The organism is Achromobacter aegrifaciens, assembly GCF_902859965.1.
Taxonomy (GTDB): Bacteria; Pseudomonadota; Gammaproteobacteria; order Burkholderiales; family Burkholderiaceae_B; genus Achromobacter; species Achromobacter aegrifaciens.
On sequence record NZ_CADIKO010000002.1, the window covers coordinates 717,525 to 734,041 of the forward strand.

At 67.2% G+C, this 16,517-nt stretch carries 18 protein-coding genes; 9 read left to right on the forward strand and 9 right to left on the reverse strand.

The annotated features are described in order from the left end of the window. Positions 1–19 precede the first annotated feature (19 nt). Complete coding sequence (locus HV793_RS14475) at positions 20–187, reverse strand: hypothetical protein (RefSeq protein WP_013393888.1); 168 nt, start codon at positions 185–187, stop codon at positions 20–22. A gap of 121 nt (positions 188–308) precedes the next feature. Between HV793_RS14475 and HV793_RS14480 the strand changes: the two genes are divergently transcribed. After that, on the forward strand, positions 309–1,379 hold the full coding sequence (locus HV793_RS14480; RefSeq protein ID WP_175213421.1) for a DNA topoisomerase IB: 1,071 nt from the start codon (positions 309–311) through the stop codon (positions 1,377–1,379). Here the strand turns inward: HV793_RS14480 and HV793_RS14485 are convergent. After that, positions 1,365–1,616, reverse strand: coding sequence for a hypothetical protein (locus tag HV793_RS14485; RefSeq protein ID WP_082401045.1), 252 nt, complete (start codon positions 1,614–1,616; stop codon positions 1,365–1,367). The genes HV793_RS14480 and HV793_RS14485 overlap by 15 nt on opposite strands. A 161-nt stretch (positions 1,617–1,777) precedes the next feature. On the opposite strand from HV793_RS14485, the gene HV793_RS14490 reads away from it, so the two are divergent. The 3 genes from HV793_RS14490 to HV793_RS14500 all read left to right on the forward strand — a co-directional run bounded on the left by HV793_RS14490 (position 1,778) and on the right by HV793_RS14500 (position 3,498). Next, on the forward strand, positions 1,778–2,107 hold the full coding sequence (locus tag HV793_RS14490; protein ID WP_175213422.1) for a four-helix bundle copper-binding protein: 330 nt from the start codon (positions 1,778–1,780) through the stop codon (positions 2,105–2,107). Positions 2,108–2,184: 77 nt separating this feature from the next. Then, positions 2,185–2,526 (forward strand): ElaB/YgaM/YqjD family protein, encoded by a 342-nt coding sequence (locus HV793_RS14495; protein WP_054454257.1) that lies wholly within the window; start codon positions 2,185–2,187, stop codon positions 2,524–2,526. A gap of 84 nt (positions 2,527–2,610) precedes the next feature. Then, positions 2,611–3,498: an SDR family oxidoreductase gene (locus HV793_RS14500; RefSeq protein ID WP_175213423.1), complete on the forward strand. Its 888-nt coding sequence runs from the start codon at positions 2,611–2,613 to the stop codon at positions 3,496–3,498. A gap of 15 nt (positions 3,499–3,513) precedes the next feature. Here the strand turns inward: HV793_RS14500 and HV793_RS14505 are convergent, their stop codons facing one another. Further along, entirely contained in the window at positions 3,514–4,134 is a 621-nt protein-coding gene (locus HV793_RS14505) for a DUF4142 domain-containing protein (protein WP_119449614.1), read from the reverse strand. 18 nt (positions 4,135–4,152) lie between these two features. After that, the gene (locus HV793_RS14510) at positions 4,153–4,743 is read right to left on the reverse strand and encodes a hypothetical protein (protein WP_125472095.1); all 591 of its coding nucleotides are present in this window, start codon (positions 4,741–4,743) and stop codon (positions 4,153–4,155) included. A gap of 250 nt (positions 4,744–4,993) precedes the next feature. On the opposite strand from HV793_RS14510, the gene HV793_RS14515 reads away from it, so the two are divergent. Continuing rightward, positions 4,994–5,227: a DUF378 domain-containing protein gene (locus HV793_RS14515; protein WP_244958648.1), complete on the forward strand. Its 234-nt coding sequence runs from the start codon at positions 4,994–4,996 to the stop codon at positions 5,225–5,227. A gap of 15 nt (positions 5,228–5,242) precedes the next feature. On the opposite strand, the gene HV793_RS14520 is transcribed toward HV793_RS14515, so the two are convergent. Continuing rightward, entirely contained in the window at positions 5,243–5,476 is a 234-nt protein-coding gene (locus HV793_RS14520) for a hypothetical protein (protein WP_054454248.1), read from the reverse strand. Between the two features lie 166 nt (positions 5,477–5,642). Between HV793_RS14520 and HV793_RS14525 the strand changes: the two genes are divergently transcribed. After that, positions 5,643–6,026, forward strand: coding sequence for a hypothetical protein (locus tag HV793_RS14525; protein WP_054454246.1), 384 nt, complete (start codon positions 5,643–5,645; stop codon positions 6,024–6,026). A gap of 2 nt (positions 6,027–6,028) precedes the next feature. Here the strand turns inward: HV793_RS14525 and HV793_RS14530 are convergent, their stop codons facing one another. After that, entirely contained in the window at positions 6,029–7,405 is a 1,377-nt protein-coding gene (locus HV793_RS14530; protein WP_054454244.1) for a sigma-54-dependent transcriptional regulator, read from the reverse strand. A 276-nt stretch (positions 7,406–7,681) separates the two neighbouring features. Here HV793_RS14530 and HV793_RS14535 point away from each other — a divergent pair, with 276 nt between their 5' ends. Next, positions 7,682–8,605 (forward strand): sigma-54 interaction domain-containing protein, encoded by a 924-nt coding sequence (locus HV793_RS14535; protein ID WP_175213763.1) that lies wholly within the window; start codon positions 7,682–7,684, stop codon positions 8,603–8,605. Positions 8,606–8,792: 187 nt separating this feature from the next. After that, positions 8,793–10,229 carry an RNA polymerase factor sigma-54 gene (locus HV793_RS14540; RefSeq protein ID WP_175213425.1) on the forward strand — a complete coding sequence of 479 codons (1,437 nt, stop codon included), beginning with the start codon at positions 8,793–8,795 and terminating at the stop codon, positions 10,227–10,229. A gap of 27 nt (positions 10,230–10,256) precedes the next feature. On the opposite strand, the gene HV793_RS14545 is transcribed toward HV793_RS14540, so the two are convergent. The 3 genes from HV793_RS14545 to HV793_RS14555 all read right to left on the reverse strand — a co-directional run bounded on the left by HV793_RS14545 (position 10,257) and on the right by HV793_RS14555 (position 15,462). Next, entirely contained in the window at positions 10,257–13,265 is a 3,009-nt protein-coding gene (locus tag HV793_RS14545) for a GAF domain-containing protein (protein ID WP_175213426.1), read from the reverse strand. A 96-nt stretch (positions 13,266–13,361) separates the two neighbouring features. Next, on the reverse strand, positions 13,362–14,072 hold the full coding sequence (locus HV793_RS14550; protein ID WP_175213427.1) for a DUF2325 domain-containing protein: 711 nt from the start codon (positions 14,070–14,072) through the stop codon (positions 13,362–13,364). An 82-nt stretch (positions 14,073–14,154) separates the two neighbouring features. Beyond that, positions 14,155–15,462: an MFS transporter gene (locus tag HV793_RS14555; RefSeq protein WP_054454235.1), complete on the reverse strand. Its 1,308-nt coding sequence runs from the start codon at positions 15,460–15,462 to the stop codon at positions 14,155–14,157. A gap of 103 nt (positions 15,463–15,565) precedes the next feature. On the opposite strand from HV793_RS14555, the gene HV793_RS14560 reads away from it, so the two are divergent. Continuing rightward, positions 15,566–16,456: a LysR family transcriptional regulator gene (locus HV793_RS14560; protein WP_175213428.1), complete on the forward strand. Its 891-nt coding sequence runs from the start codon at positions 15,566–15,568 to the stop codon at positions 16,454–16,456. Positions 16,457–16,517 lie beyond the last annotated feature (61 nt).

Genomic DNA, 16,517 nt, shown 5'->3' on the forward strand with positions numbered 1-16,517 from the left:
GAAAAACCACAAGCCCGCGTCAGGGGCTGGGCGGCGTGATTTCCTTGCCGGGCGGCGACAAGGGCGGCAGGTCCACGTCCGGTTCATCGGTATCCGGATCCACAGGCAGGTCGCCGGGCGGCGAACCTGGCGGTATCGGATCTGGCTTGGGCGGAACGTGCAGGTAGTACGAGTACGCGATGTGCATGGCTGTCTCCGGAGAAAGTCCATTCCTGCATCAGCAAGCCGCGTGCCTGGCTACGCACAAGGGGTGGCGGGCACGCCGCATGCTGAGGACAGCGCCCCTGCCCCTGTTAGCCGCAGACGACATGAACCCAAGTCCCCGAACGGCGCCCGCCCGCGGCGGCGCAGCGCTGGTCTACTACGACGACAGCCTGGCAGGCTATACCCGGATCCGCGTCAACGGCAGCGCCTTCCACTACCTGGACGCGCAAGGCAGGCGCATACGCAGCGCGCGCGAAATCGAACGGATCGACGCCCTGGCGATACCGCCGGCTTACGAAGATGTGTGGATCTGCCCTTCCCCGCTCGGGCATCTGCAAGCCACCGGGCGCGATGCCCGGGGACGCAAGCAATACCGTTATCACCCGGACTGGACCGCGGTGCGCGACGCGAGCAAGTACCAGAGCCTTGCAGCCTTCGGCCAGACGCTGCCGCGCATACGGCGGCAGGTCGAGCGCGATCTGCGTACCGCCGGGTTGTCCCAGAACAAGGTGATAGCCGTACTGGTACGTTTGCTGGAGACGACGCTGGTGCGCATCGGCGCTCGCGAGTACGCCAGAACCAACAAGTCCTATGGCCTGACCACACTCAAGCGGCGGCACGCCAGCGTGACGGGCGACAAGTTCCGTTTCCGCTTCCAGGGCAAGAGCGGCGTGACCCATGACGTCAGCGCTGCGGACCGGCGCGTGGCGCGCATCATCAAGCGCTGCCTGGACATACCCGGCCAGCAGCTGTTCCAGTATCTCGACGAGGACGGCGGCAGCCATCCGGTCGATTCGGGCGCGGTCAACGCCTATCTGCGTGTAGCCGGCGCCGGCGATTTCACGGCGAAGCACTACCGGACCTGGGCAGGCTCCGTCATGGCCTATGCCGCGCTGCAGGCATGCCCCAGCGAGAGCGCCAGCCAGGCGCAGAAGACGGTGGTGGAAGTGATCAAGCAGGTCTCGCGGCGGCTGGCCAATACGCCAGCCGTGTGCCGCGCCTGCTATGTGCATCCGGCTATTCTGTCCGCCTATCTGGACGGCACGCTGCCCGCGCGCTCGGCAGCGCCACGGGGTCCCCGCGGACTGAATGCGGACGAACGGCGCCTGCTTGCCTTCCTGGGCGGAGAGGCCGCTGCGGCAGCGAACGCCAGGCAGGCGTCAAAGGATCGATGAGCGCGCGTTCTTGGCCCGAGGTTGCGGCGCGGAACCGTCCGCCCAGTTCGACTCGGTGCGCGTATCGGCCACGATGCGCTTGTCGCGCGCGGCCTCGTTCGGGGTAGAGGCGTCTGGTTTATCCGGTCTGCGCGGAACATCGACGGGAGAGCGCGGCGGCAGTATCTTAGCGTTGTCTTCCGCCCGCTTGCCGGCTTGCGCCGGTTTCGCGGATCCGGGTACGGATGCTGGCTTCATGCGTGGCTCCTGCAGTGACTCCCCGACGGGGATTCGAACTTCCATGCTACGGCTCCAGGCCGCCCGGGTCATCGCCGTGCGGCATCAAATTGCAAGCGGATGTGGCCCGGTCTCCGGGCACGCCGGTTGCCGCGCGTACCCGGCACACACAAGGAGATGCAATGCGAGACCAAAATTTCGAGCAATGTGTGCAAGCCTGCTATGAATGCGCCGTCGCCTGCGATATTGGCGCATCCGCGTGCCTGCGGGAAAATCCGTCCCACATGCAGCGATGCATTGCACTCTGCACCGATTGCGCCGCGGTTTGCCGGCTGTGCGCGGCCATGCTGGCGCGCGACGGCGAGTTCGCCAATGCGCTTTGCACGCTGTGCGCGCTGATCTGCGATGCCTGCGCGCGCGAATGTTCATCGCACGAGGCAGAGCATTGCCAGGTCTGCGCAGGCGCTTGCCTGAGCTGCACCCTGGCCTGCCGCGACATGCTGGAGGCCTGAAGCCTTCGGATCCGCAGCGCGGCCGCCCGGGCCGGTCCGCGCAGGCGTATTTCCCGCCCGACAGCCAGGAGCTACCGATGGCCTCTACCAACACCCCCCTGCCCTCCGACTTTCCGGAAAACGGCCCGGACAACCGCGGCGCGCACAGGCGTGCACGGCACCCGGAGGCCTGGATCGACGACCTGGAAGCCACGCTCAGCGACGCCTCGGCGACCGATCTGGAGGCGCTCAAGGCGCGCCTGTCCGAACAGCTGCACGCCACGCGGCGCAGCCTGCGCGACGCTTCAGACCATGCCGGCGACCTGATGCGGGAGACCATAGACTGCACCGAGGAGTACATCCACGCCCGGCCATGGCAGGCCATCGGCCTGGTGGCCGGCGCTGCTTTCCTTTTCGGCGTGGTGGTGGGACGGCAGTAGCTCCGGCGCGCGCGGCGGGCCGGGCATGGCATTTGCTCGGCAATGGGCGAGGCGCCTGTCGCGCCTGCCCACCAGGAGACCCTCATGAGCAAGCCCGATCAAGCCGACACCGGCGCCCGCCCGCATCCCACACCGCCCATGCCGGCCCAGCACCTGGAAAAGCCGGGGCAGGAAGCCGACATGGTTCTCAAGCCACAGTACCAGGCGCCCCAGTACAAGGGCAGCGGCAAGCTCGAGGGCATGGTTGCGCTGGTGACAGGCGGCGATTCCGGCATAGGCCGCGCGGTCTGCGTGCTGTATGCGCGCGAAGGCGCCGACGTGGCGGTCGTCTATCTCAACGAGCAAGAGGATGCCGAAGACACCCGGCGCGCCGTGGAAAGCGAAGGCCGCCGTTGCCTGCTGATCGCAGGCGACGTACAGGAACCCGCGTTCTGCGAACAGGCGGTGGAACAGACGATCCGGGAATACGGCAAGTTCGATGTGCTGGTGAACAACGCTGCCTATCAGCAGCACACCGACACGCTGCCCGAGATCAGCGACGAGAAATGGGACAAGACGCTGCGCACCAACATCACCGCCTACTTCCAGATGGCGCGCGCGGCGCTGCCGCATCTGCACGCTGGCGCTTCCATTATCAATACCGGGTCGGTCACGGGCCTGCGCGGCAGCGCCAAACTGTTGGACTACTCCACCACCAAGGGCGCGATCCATGCTTTCACACGTTCGCTGGCCGCCAATCTCGCGGGCAAGGGCGTGCGTGTGAACGCAGTGGCGCCGGGCCCCGTATGGACGCCGCTGAATCCTGCGGACCAAAGTCCGGAGAAGATCAAGGAATTCGGCAAGCACACGGACTTGGGGCGTCCGGCGCAGCCCGAGGAAATCTCTCCGGCCTACGTCTTCCTGGCCTCGCCCGTGTGCGCCAGCTACATCACCGGCATCGTGCTGCCCATTACCGGCAGCGCTGGCGACTGAGGCCCGCGCGTCCCGCTACTTGGCCGGCGCGATCGAGGCCGGCGCCTCACGCGACGCTGGCGACACGGCCGGCGCTTCGCCCTTCGTCGCCGGCTGGATCTTGTCCGGGTCGGCGGGCGGCGTGCTTTGCAGCTTGCGGCCCATTGCCAGATGTTCGGCCACCATGGGCAGCGCACGCACCGCGAAATCGCGCACCTGCGGATCCTTGGACTCGCGTGCCGCCGTCTCGAACAGGCGGTTGGCGGTGACGTGCGCGTCCACGGCTGCCTTTTCGATGTAGAGCGCGTCGAAGTCCGGCCCGGTCCTGTTGCCCAGCTGTTGCAGGGTGCCCCGGTCGGGTTCGGACGGTTCAGCTGGCAGCTTCACCTGCTTGCGCCCGGCCAGGGTCTTCAATTCGGCGTTCATGGCGCCATGCTGCTCCTGCATCCGTGCGGCGTATGCCTTCACGTCGCGGTCCCCTGCTCGCTTCTTCGCCAGCTCCGCCGCCTCTACCTCGAACATGCCGGAGCCGGCCGCCGCCTGCAGGAAGCGCGCTTCCGGCTCCGCCAGTTCCTGCGCCTGCACGCCGCCCAGCACACCGGGCGCGGCCAGCAGGCATAGCGCGACGACACCGCAGAGCCATAAGGTCTTTTTCATCTCCGTGTCTCCCTCGGCCTAGTTCGCCATCGTCGACGCGTCCACATGCCGCGGCGGCGTCAAGGGGTCGAAGTCTTCCCATTTGCCATTCAACCAGCGGCCTTGCGCGCGCTCGACGTCCGTGCCGCCGGCCTGCGTCAGCACGGTTCTTGCCAGCGCATCGCGGTCCGGCGACACGTGCAGCGCCAGCATCACGCCCGCCTGGCGTACGGCAGGATGCGCGTCACGGGCGACGGTGGCCGCCGGATGCCTGCGGCGTCCGCGCCCGATCACCCATAGCGCCCCGGCCAGCGCGCCCAGATAGGCGCCTACGCCCGCAGCGGCAATGACGATCAAGACCGAAGCCCCCACCCGGGCGGCGATCAGCCCGCCCAGCAGCGCAAACACCAGGCCCAGCGCGGAGGCGCCCGCCACCGCGCCGAAATGGCCGCCCCGGGCATCGGGATCGGCCACGCGGTCGCCGCCTATCGGAAAGCGCGCGTGTTCGCCCGCCGTGTTGATGTAGAAGGTATGGATATCGTCTTCGGTGAATCCTTCGGCGCACAGCTTGCGCGCCGCCTCGGCGGCGTGGTCGAAAGTGTCGAATCGGGCGGCAACGATCAGGGACATTGTGCTCTCCATCGGGAATCATTCCCTTGTGGTCAGCAACTGCCGTGCCCGTTCCAGGCATGGGAATTGCTGTAGCGCTGGCGAGCGGCCTGGACCGGCAGGTTCAGAGGCAGTCCGCCCGCAGTCCCGCCCACCCGCATTCTGCGCAAAGGACTTCCACATGGACATGCCCGGCAACCAAGAAGATCTTTCAGAATTGGAAGAGGATTCTGCTCCTCCCCCGGTCCCTCCCGAGGCCCGCGGCCTTTCCTTGCTTGACTGGTCCGCCTTGATCGCGGTGGTTGCGGGCGGCCTGAACTGCGGCCTGATCGCGGCGGTAGGCCTGGATGTCTTCGCGAAGGTGCTGCCGTCGGCCGCCGCGACGCGCAGCGTCTACGGCCTGATCGGACTGGCCGCGCTATACAGCGTGGTGCTGCTGTTCCGGCTGGGCGAGCAAGAGGCGGACGCAACCCCCGCCGAAAAGACGGAACAAGCGGCGGATTGAACCCGCCGCCAGCGGCTATTTTGAGCCGGGCCGTTTGCCCGGATACTGGCCGCCTTCCTCGTACTCCGCGCCCTTGTCGTTGGGCTTCTTGTCCGACTCGCGTTTGGGCGCCGCGGCCGGCTTGCCGAAGCCCGGCTTGTCGGTTCCGAACTGGCCGCTGCGATGCGCCGCCTCAGTTTGCGTGCGCGGCGCATTGGCCTTGCCTTGCTCGGTGTCCGCCTTTTCATGGTCTGCGCGCTTGGTTTGCATGTTCGTATCCCCGGGCTCGTTCAATGGATGCTTGCAGTGTGCGCATGGGCACCGCCTGCGGCAAGGTGCCGGAGCAAGCGGCGTGCCCGGCCGGCCCGGGAACGCCGCTTGCTTGCACATGCGGCCAGGCCCGGGCGATGCCGGGTCCCCATCCTAGGAGTCAGCCATGAATCTGTCCCGAGTCGTTCTCCCCGCCGTCGCCCTGAGCCTTTCCGCCCTGGCTTTTCAGGCGCAAGCCCAAACCGCGCAGACCAGCGGCGGCGCCGTGCGCAGCAACGCGCAGATCGATGACCAGTACAAGCTGGACAAGAAACGTTGCGACGGCATGAAAGGCAACCAGAAGGACGTCTGCCAGCAGCAGGCCGAAGCCACGCGCGACAAGGCCCGGGCCGACGCCAAGGCAGGCAAGGAAAAGGCCGAGGCCTCGCATGACGCGGCCAAGGTGCGCAACGATGCCGACTACAAGGTCGGCAAGGAAAAATGCGACGCCATGTCCGGCAATGCCAAGGACGCCTGCATGGCGGACCTGAAAACGCGGTACGGCAAATGAGGTCAGGACCGGTCCTGTTTCCGGCCAGGCGCCGCTGCGGCGCCTTCCGCGTCCGCAGCGGCGTATTCCTCAAGCCGGTTGTACAACGTCTTGGGGCTGATGCCGAGCACTGCCGCGGCCTGCTTTTTCACGCCGTTGCAACGCTCCAGCGTCGCCAGGATCAGGCGCCGGTCCGCTTCCGCCAAGGTTTCTCCCACGGGCACGCTGACCTGGCCGCCCGCGCCCTCGCCCGCCGGCGACACCCGGGGCGTCAGCATATCCACTTCCAGCGTATCGCCATCCGCCATGATGAAGGCGCGGCGCACGTAGTTCTTGAGCTCCCGCACATTGCCCGGCCATGCGTATTGCTGCAGCGCGGCCAGCGCGCGCGGCGAGAATTCCTTGTTCTTGCCGGATTCCTGGTTCAAGCCTTGCAGGAAGCGATTCGCAAGGAACAGGATGTCGTCGCCGCGTTCACGCAGCGCCGGCAGCTTGATGGGGAAGACGCTCAGCCGGTAATAGAGGTCCTCGCGCAGCTTGCCATCCTTCACCGCCTGCTCGGGATCGCGGTTGGTCGCGGCGACGATCCGGATATCGCAGGCGATCTCCCGATTGGTGCCCACGCGCATGAACTGCCCGGTCTCCAGGACCCGCAAGAGCTTGACTTGCAGGTCCAGCGGCATTTCGGTGACTTCGTCCAGGAACAGGGTTCCGCCGTCAGCGCGCTCGAAATAGCCCTTGTGCTGGCGGTCCGCGCCGGTGAAGCTGCCGCGCTCGTGCCCGAACATTTCGCTTTCGATCAGGTTGGGCGAGATCGCGCCGCAATTCACCGCGATCAGGGGACGCTGGCGCCGCGCGCTGAGTTCATGGATGGCATGCGCGGCCAGTTCCTTGCCGGTGCCGCTTTCGCCGATCAGCAAGGTCGTCACATTGGTGGTGGCCACGCGGCCGATCTGACGGTAGAGTTCCTGCATGCAGGCCGACGCGCCGTACATCTTTCCGTAGCGCCCCGGTTCTTCGAACGGAGCCCCCCGCAGATCGCCGCTCGAATTCGCATTCACGCGCGCGAAGATTCCGTTCAGGCGTTCCATGCAGATCGGCTTGACCAGGTAATCGGTGGCCCCGAGGCGCAGGGCCTGCACGGCGTTGTCGACGGTGCCGTGGCCGGTCATCACCACCACCTCTGCGCTGGCGGCGGCGTCGCTCTTGAAAATTTCCATCCCGCTGCCCTCAGGCAAGCGGATGTCGGTCAGCACCAGATCGGGCGCGTGCCGCTCCAGCTGGATCAGCGCATCCTTGACGCTGGCGGCCAGGGCTACTGAAAAGCCGCTTTCGCGCCCGATTTCGGCCAGGGTTTCGCGTATCGCCGGGTCGTCATCAACGATCAACAGATGAGGCATGCTTGCTCCGTGTCGCGGATGTTGAGGGTCAGTGATTCAGCATAGCGATAACCGCCGGCCCGGTGGCAAATGTTCGACACTTTCCATCAACATTTTCGAATGCTTGCAAATCGTCGCATACCGTACTGCGTCGATTCTCTAGCATGGAAACAGACTCACGGCCCGCGCGGGCCCTCAGGAATCAGCATGCCCAATCGCAGCACTACTACTGCCCCGCGTGCAGCGGCGTCCGCGAAGTCCGACGCGCTGCTGGACCCATCAGCCTTGTCCCCCGTGATGCAGAAACTCGGCGCGCAGCTGCAATTGGCCGCAGCCACCGACGCCAGCGTCTTCATCGTGGGAGAAAGCGGGACCGGCAAGGAAATCGTCGCGCGCGCCATCCATGACGCCAGCGAACGCCGCGAACAGCCTTTCGTGGCGGTCAATTGCGGCGCCATCAGCGGCAGCCTGGCGCATGCCGAATTGTTCGGGCATGAAAAAGGCAGCTTTACCGGCGCGGTCGCCCAGAACGCCGGCTACTTCGAATACGCCAGCGGCGGCACGCTGTTCCTGGATGAAGTCACCGAAATGCCGCCTGACCTTCAGGTGAATTTCCTGCGCGTGCTCGAGGCCGGCACGTATCAGCGCGTAGGCGGCTCGGATTTGTTGCGCGCCAATGTCCGCATCATCTGCGCCAGCAACCGCGATCCCTTCGCCTCGGTCGCTGAAGGCCGCCTGCGCCAGGACTTCCTGCACCGGCTCCTGGTGATTCCGTTACGCGTGCCGCCGCTGCGTGAGCGGGGCGAAGACGCCCTGGTGCTGGCGCACTGGTTCCTCGACACCTTGAATGCTGCAAACGGCACGCGGAAGTCGTTCTCCCCCCGCATGCTGGAAGCGATCTCCCTGCATGATTGGCCGGGCAATGTCCGTGAACTGCGCAACGCGGTGCAGCGGGCGTTCATTCTGGCAGACGGTGAACTCGAAACCGAGCTATTGCCCCGGTCGCGCGAGGCGCAGCGGCCGATGCTGCGTAACGGCGCGCTGACCCTGCCCATCGGCATGTCGTTGGGCGAGGCGCAGCGCGCATTCATTCTTGCGACGCTGACGCACCATGCGGGCGACAAGCGCATCGCCGCGGAGACGCTGGGCCTGAGCCTGAAGACGCTCTATAACCGCCTCGAAGACTACGACCAGAACGGGCAGGACGACGCCGGGGCTTGAGCGCCAGGGCCGATCTTGCGGCCACCGCGCGCGAGAGGCGCGAGAGGCATTTCTTACCACTGGCTTGTAATACTGGGGCTGCGCCGCGCGCGCAATCAACCCGCCTCGCCCGCCGAGACGCCTGGCATGGTCTTTGCTTCAGTACAAGGATGGACTGCCGCCGGCAGCCAGTCCCCAGGAGGCTCGATTGGTCTACCCCACGCAAGAACTGCGCCTGCGCCAGCAGATGGCGCTGGCGCCTCGCCTGCAGCAATCCGTCAAGCTGCTGCAGATGACCGCGCTGGAATTCACCACGGCAGTGGAACAGGCCTTGGCCAGCAATCCATTCCTGGAGGATCCCGACGAGCTGGAAGACGACCTGCCGGCCGCCGCGGAGGGCTTTCCTCCTGCTGACCCGCCCCAGCCCGCGCCGCTGGAGCCTGCGCCCCAGGATGATCTGCCCCCGCCTGATGCTCCCGCCTATTCCGGCGACTACCCCACGCGCGCGCAGGGCGACGGCCCGGACCGGGACCAGGGATTGTGGGTCAGCGCACCCATATCGATGAGCCAGCGCTTGTCCCAGGAACTGGGCAACTATCAATTGCAGGCGCGCGACCGCCTGCTTGCCGAGTACGTCATCGACGCGCTGGATGACGACGGCTATCTGCGCACGCCCCTGTCCAATCTGTGGGAAGACGCGCCGCGCGGCGCCGAGCCCGTCCCGGATGAATGCGAATGGATGACTGCGCTGCGCCTGGTCCAGCAATTGGATGCTCCGGGCCTGGCCGCGCGCGATTTGGCTGAGTGCCTGACGCTGCAGCTGGCGGCGGCAACCGGCATCAGCGACGAGTTGCGGACGCTCGCCCTGCGCATCGTGCACGAGCAACTCGAGCGGCTGGCCCGCAACGACTGCGTCGGCTTGCGCCAGCAGCTGGGCTGCTCCGAGGACGCCTTGCGCGAGGCCTGCGCGCTGATCCGCAGCCTGGACCCGAAGCCCGGCGGCCGCTATAGCGCCGAAGCGCCTGTCTACGTCGTGCCCGACGTATTCGTCGACAAATGGCAATCGCGCTGGCGCGTGCTGCCCAACCGCAACGCCATGCCCCAGGCGCGGCTGCACCAGACCTATGCCGAATTGTTCCGGCGCGCTCGCCTGGACGACCGCAGCCCCATGGCCCAGGAGCTGCAGGAAGCCCGCTGGCTGGTGCGCAACGTCGAACAGCGCTACATCACGATCCAGCGCGTGGCCGAAGCCATCGTCAAGCGCCAGCAGACCTTCTTCGAATATGGCGACGTGGCCTTGCGGCCGCTGATGCTGCGCGAGGTCGCGGATGACCTGGACATGCACGAATCCACGGTGTCGCGCGCCACCGTCGGCAAGTACATGGTGACGCCGCGCGGGGTGTTCGAGTTCCGCCACTTCTTTTCGCGCGAACTGGCCACCGACACCGGCGGGTCCTGCTCCGCCACGGCGGTGCGGGCCCTGATCAAGGAGATGGTCGAGGCCGAGGATCCGGCCATGCCGCTCTCGGACGTGGCCTTGACCCAGCAACTGGCGGCCAGCGGCATACTGCTGGCGCGGCGCACGGTGTCCAAGTACCGCGGGCAATTGCGCATGCCTCCCGCGGAACTGCGCCGCCGTCACTAGGCCGGCGCCGGCCAGGGCTTGCGCGGACTAGTGGCGGGACTCCTGCCCCGGCCTGCCGGGCGCGCTGTCCAGCATGCCCTGCACGCGCTCGGTCAGCTTGTCCAGCTGGAAGGGTTTGACGATCAGCTCCAGCCCCTGTTCAAGAAAGCCCTGGCCGCGCGCCGCGCTTTCGGCATATCCCGTCATCAGCAGCACGCGCAGGCCGGGACGCGCCACGCGGGCGGCGTCGGCCAGTTGCCGGCCATTGAGCCCCGGCAGTCCCACATCGGTTATCAGCAGGTCGATGCCGCGCGCGGATTGCAGCAGGTCCAGGCCGGCCTCGCCGTCCACCGCCGTCAGCACCTCCAGGCCGAGTTCGGCCAGGCATTCGCGCACCATTTCCCGCACGTTCGCATCGTCTTCCACCACCAGCACGACTTCCTTGCGCGCTGCGCCGGGCGTAGCGGCCGCCGGGCGTTCGCCATCCTGCACGCTTTCGGGCGCGCCGTCGTAGCGCGGCAGGAACAACCTGACCGTGGTGCCCACGTCCACCGTGCTCTCCAGGCTGGCCGCGCCGCCAGCCTGCCTGGCGAAGCCGTAAATCATGGACAAGCCCAGCCCGGTGCCCTGGCCCAAGGGCTTGGTGGTGAAGAACGGGTCGAAGGCGTGCGCCAGCACGTCTGGCGGCATGCCGCAACCCACGTCCGTCACCGATACTTCCACGTAGCGTCCCGCATGCTCTCCGGCGCAGAGCGACAGGAGCGGATCGTGCGGCTCCACATTGCGCGCGGCAACCGTCAGCGCGCCGCCGTTCGGCATGGCGTCGCAGGCGTTGATCACCAGGTTCAGCATGGCATTCTCGAACTGGTTCTTGTCGCAGCAGACCGCCCACAATTCCTGCGGCAGATCCAGCCGCAGGGCCACGCGTTCGCCGGTGTAGCGGTGGAACAGCGCCACCATGGACTGCAGCGCGGAGGCCACGCAGAACGGTTTGGGGTCAATGGGCTGGCGGCGCGAAAAAGTCAGTAGCCGCTGGGTCAGGTGCGCCGCCCGGTTCGCCGAATCCATGGCGACGTCCACGAAACGCAGCGCCTGTTCCGGCGCGCCGGCCGTGATCTTGCGTTGCACCAGGTAGAGCGCGCCCGAGATCCCCTGCAGCATATTGTTGAAATCGTGGGCGATGCCGCCGGTCAGGCGTCCCACCGCTTCCATCTTCTGCGACTGCCGCAGCGCGTTCTCGGTGTCGCGCAAGGCCTCGGCCTGCTGCTTCAGGTCGGTGTCGTCCCGCCCCGTCATGTACAGGCTGTCCTGGGTCCAGGACATGCTCCATGTAATCCAGCAATAGCCGCCGTCGCGCTTGAGCAGGCGGTTTTCCAGATGCCTTGCGCCGGGACGCGGACCCGCGTCGCCCGAAGACCAGCCCCAGGCCGCCAGCGTCGCCGCCAGATCGTCCGGATGGATCAGGTCGGCCAGCGCCAACGACATGAACTGCTCAGGGGTCCAGCCTAGAATGGGCCGCACCGCAGGGTTGACGCTGACGAAGCGCCCTTGGCGGTCGACCACCGCAAGCAGTTCCGGCGAAAGGCGCCAGATCCGGTCGCGCTCCGCGATCGCGTCTTCCACGCGCTGTTCCAGCATGCGCGAATACTGCGAACGCTCGACCGCGCCGCACATGCGCTCGGCCACTTCCTCGAGGAAGGCGATATCGCTGTTCTTGAGCCTGCTGCCCGATGCGGGACACGCCAACATCGCGCCGGTATGCCGGCCCCAGCGCCGCAGCGGCACGACGATGGCCCACGGTCGGATCTCGCCGCCGGCTTCTCCCAGCAGCGGCGCCAGGTATGTGGTGCGCCCCAGCCGCAAGGCCGCGTGATAGTCGTCGCCCAAGGCATCGAGCGTGTGCGGCGGCTGGCCAAGCAGCGTGGACCCCGGGGGCCAGACCGAAGATATGGCGGGAGCCTGGTCTTCGCCCTGCGTATCCAGCACCGCCATCTGGCCAAGCGCCAGATGCAGGCACAGCCCTTCGCACGCGGCCTGCTCTATGTCCTCCTGGCGATGCAGCTCGCGCATGCGGTCGCCCAGCGCGCCGAGGTAATTCTTGCGGTGCTGCCCTTCCCACAGCTCGGCCTCGGCCCTCTTGCGCGCCGTCACGTCCAGGAACAACGCCATCATCCTGTCGGTTCCGTCCTTGCGCGCGCGGGCCTCGTACCAGGCCTCCGTGGGCGCGGGCACCATGAACTCGAACTGGGCCGGCTCGCCGGTCTCGATGACCTGGGCGAACGTATCCATGATCTGGCCGGGCACGCCGGGAATCATCTCGCGCAGTGTATGGCCCAGGGTATCGCCTTCCTTCATGCCTGTCTGGCGCTCGAAGGCGGGGTTCACCTCCAGGAAGCGGAAATCGACGATGCGGCCGGCGTCGTCGCGCAATGCCTCACTGAGAAAAAACGCTTCCTGCATGCCGGCAAACATGGCGCGCCAGCGTTCGCCGCTCTGGCGCAGCGCCAACTCCGTCAGATGGCGTTCTATTGCCAGGGCGGCGCTACGCGTGACCAGCGCGATCGCGTCGATATCGTGGGCGGAGGGCGAACGCACCACGCCGTAGTAATTGGAGAAGACGCCCAGCAGACGGCCGTCGGGCGCCTTGATCGGGGTGGACCAGCAGGCCCGCAGGCCGTGGGACAAGGCCAGGTCGCGCCAGCGCGCCCAACCGGGGTTCAAGGCGATATCTTCGACGTAGACCGGGCTGCCGGTGTATGCGGCCTCGCCCCAGGACGCGCTGTCCGGGCCGATAACGGCCTTGTGCACCGCGCTGTTGTAGGCGGCCGGCAGGCTGGGCGCGGCGCCATGCACCAGAAAGCCGCCGCTTTCATCCACCAGCGCGATGGAAGTGCGCAGTTCCACGCTGGACTGCGCCTCGATGGCATGCAGCACGTGCTCCAGCACCTCGGCCAGCGGCATGCCGGCGGCTATGCGCTGCAACATGATGCGCTCGTCTTCCAGGCGGGCAAGCGTGTCCGTCCAGGGTAGCGCCACTCGGTCCCGCTTGGTCAGCATGTCGGCCCCCTTGCCCCTAGACTGTATTGCGGCAATGGCCGCGCAGCCGAAACGCTAGGTAACGCGACGCTACGGTTAGCGCGGGAGACGGACGAATCAAGCGTCCGTCTTCAGCGGTGCACGCTCCAGCCGCAGCGCCTGCAAGGCTTCGGGCTTGTCGACCAGCACGCATTGTTTACCGGTGCGGGTGCAATGGTCCTTCACGCGCCAGTAGGCGCCGTGGCTGACGCAACCGGTCTGGCAGATCACCAGGTCCGCAGCCACCAGGCTGGCTTCCAGCGTGTCGCCATCGGCATCCGCGCCGCCATCATGGCCGAGATAGCGCCCGCCGGCCAGTTCGACCACCTTGCGCGTCAGCGCCAGGGCCACCGCGTCCTCGCCCACGCACAGCACCGCCTTCTCGCGCAGCACCACGGCTGACGGCGCGGGACGCCAGGCGGGCGGTTCCGAGAGCGTTTCGAGTTCACGTGCGGCAGCGCCGGTCCGCCCTTGCCAGGCCAGGCGTTCACGCATGAGCGTCTGCACGCGCTCCATCAGCTGGGCGACGCTGCGCGCCAGCGCCACGCGCTTGGGCAGGCCTGGAATGGAAGTCTCCAGCGTCTTGCGGTCTTCACGCGCCCAAGCCAGCGCCGTGTCGCGCACGATGACGGCTGCGCGCAGGCACATGGCCTCGCTCTCCAGATACAGGATGCGCGCGGCCTGCGCTGCCAGGAGCCGGCTGCAATGCGCTTGCGCCTGCCCGTAGGCGGCGAGCAGCGCGGCATGTTCGCGTTGCAGGTTCTGGCTGTCGGGAGAGGTAGGATTCATCGCGGCCCTCGGAACTGGATGGGATGGCGCTCACCGAGCGTGCCGCAAATTATAAATGAGAATTACTAGCTTTTAGGCTATCCTAGGATATGCCCCGCCCCACCGCGGCGGATGCCGGCACGCGGCCCGTGCGCTTGTACAGGCCGGCGCTGATCGCCAGCGCCAACGCGAGCAGCCCGCCGGCCATCGCGGCCACGCCGGGCCACTGGCCCGTGGTCCAGAAGTGTCCGCCCAGCGATCCGAGCACGCTCGATCCCACGTAGTACACCAGCAGATAGAGCGACGCCGCCAGCGCCTTGTAGCCGCGCGCCATCTGTCCGACCCAGCCGCTGGCGACGGCGTGGGCCGCGAAAAAGCCGAAGGTGAACACCACGATCCCGGCGATCAGCAGAGGCAGCCAGTTGGACAGCGTCAGCAGCAACCCCGCCAGCGCCAAGCCGGTGGCGGCCGACAGCATCGCGCCGCGTCCATGGCGGTCGGCCAGGCGGCCGAACCAGGTCGAGGCGAAGATGCCGACCAGATAGACCACGAAGATGAAGCCAATGAAGGTCTGGCTCAGCGAAAACGGCGGCAGCAGCAGGCGAAAACCCACGTAGTTGTAGACCGTGACGAACGCGCCCATCAGCAGGCCGCCCAGCGCGAACAGCCCGCACAGGGGGCCATTTTTCAGGTGCGAGGCGGCGCCTGCGCGCACATCGCCCCACACGCCAGCCCAGCCCCGGCCTCGCTGGGGCGCGAACCTGCGCGACGCAGGCAGCAGCCAGACGAACAGCACCGCCGCCACGATACCCAGGAGGCCCAGCGTGCCCAGCGCGGCGCGCCAGCCGAAATGATCCGACACCAGGCCGGTGATGACGCGGCCGGACAAGCCGCCGAACGCGCTGCCGCCGATGTACAGGCCCATGGCGAAACCCAGGGTTCCTGGCTCGACCTCTTCGGCCAGGTAGGCCATGGCCAGCGCCGGCACGCCGCCCATGGCCAGCCCTTGCAGCGCGCGCAGCGCCAGCAGGCTGTGCCAGTCGGGCGCGGCGGCGGCGATGGTGCCGAGCACGGCGGACGCGAACAGCGACAGCGCCATGGCGCGTTTGCGCGGCACGGCTTGTGAAAACAAGCCCACGAAGAAGATGGCGACGGCCAGGAAAGCGGTGCATAGGGACAGCACCAGGCTGCTCTGCGCGGGCGACACGCCGAACGCATGGGTGAACAGCGGCATCAGCGGCTGCACGCAATACAGCAGGGAAAAAGTGGAGAAACCGGCCGCGAACAAGGCCCACTGAGCGCGCCGCAAACCGGGCGTGCCGCGGGCGAGATGATCGGTGGAAGCAGAGACAGGCTCCGCCGGCGCGGACGCGGCGGTTGGGGATGAGGGACTGGCTAATGGGGCAGACATCGGGATCTCGAGAACAGCGGGCATGCAGCCCACGCCACCAAGGTAGACTTTTCCCCTGCATATGTCCAATATATGAAAGTCGTCCCGACCATATTTAATAACGATGGAATTGCGCCACCTGCGGTATTTCACCGCCGTCGCCGAAGAGCTGCACTTCACGCGCGCCGCCGCCAGGCTGGGCATAGGCCAGCCGCCGTTGAGCCAGCAGATCCAGCAGCTGGAACGCGAAATCGGCACCCCGCTGTTCCTGCGCCTGCCGCGAGGCATCGCGCTGACCGAGGCCGGCGCCCAGTTCCTGGAAGACGCCCGCGCCATCCTCGCCAGCGCCGACCGCGCCATCGACACGGCCCGCCGGCTGGGCCGCGGGGAACGCGGAGCAATCACCGTGGGATTCACGGCGTCCGCGGTGTTCCACCCCTACCTGCCCCGCGCCATCCGGGCGTACCGGGACCAGTATCCCGACGTGCGCGTCACGCTCACCGAGAGCAATACGGTCACGCTGCTGCGCGGCCTGCGCGCGGGCGACGTCGACGTGGCCTTCGTGCGGCCTCCCTATGTGCTGGACCCGGAGTTCGAGTCCGAGCGCGTGCTGGACGAACCCATGCTGGTGGCCCTGCCGCCAGACCATGCGCTGAGCCGCAAGCGCAGCGTGCCCATCGCCGCGTTGGCGGACGAGGACTTCGTGCTGTATCCGCGCCCCATCGGCGCGGGCCTGTACGACGCCATCATGTCGGCGTGCCAGCGCGCCGGCTTCGTGCCGCGGGTCATCCAGGAAGCGCCGCAGATGGCCTCCATCGTGAGTCTGGTGGCTGCCGGCGTGGGCATTTCGGTCGTGCCTGCGGCGATGCGGCACATGGGCGCGCAAGGCATCGAGTACCGGCCCATCAAGGGCGACGCGCCGCACGCCCTGCTGGACATGGCCTACCGCCGCCACGACCGCTCGACCGCGGCGGGCAACGCCGTGGACATGCTGCGCGCGCTGGCCCACCCCTAGGCCGCGCTACGGTATCGCCCTGTCGCGTTTGTCATTTTCTGTAAGATCAGCGTCCGGGCCG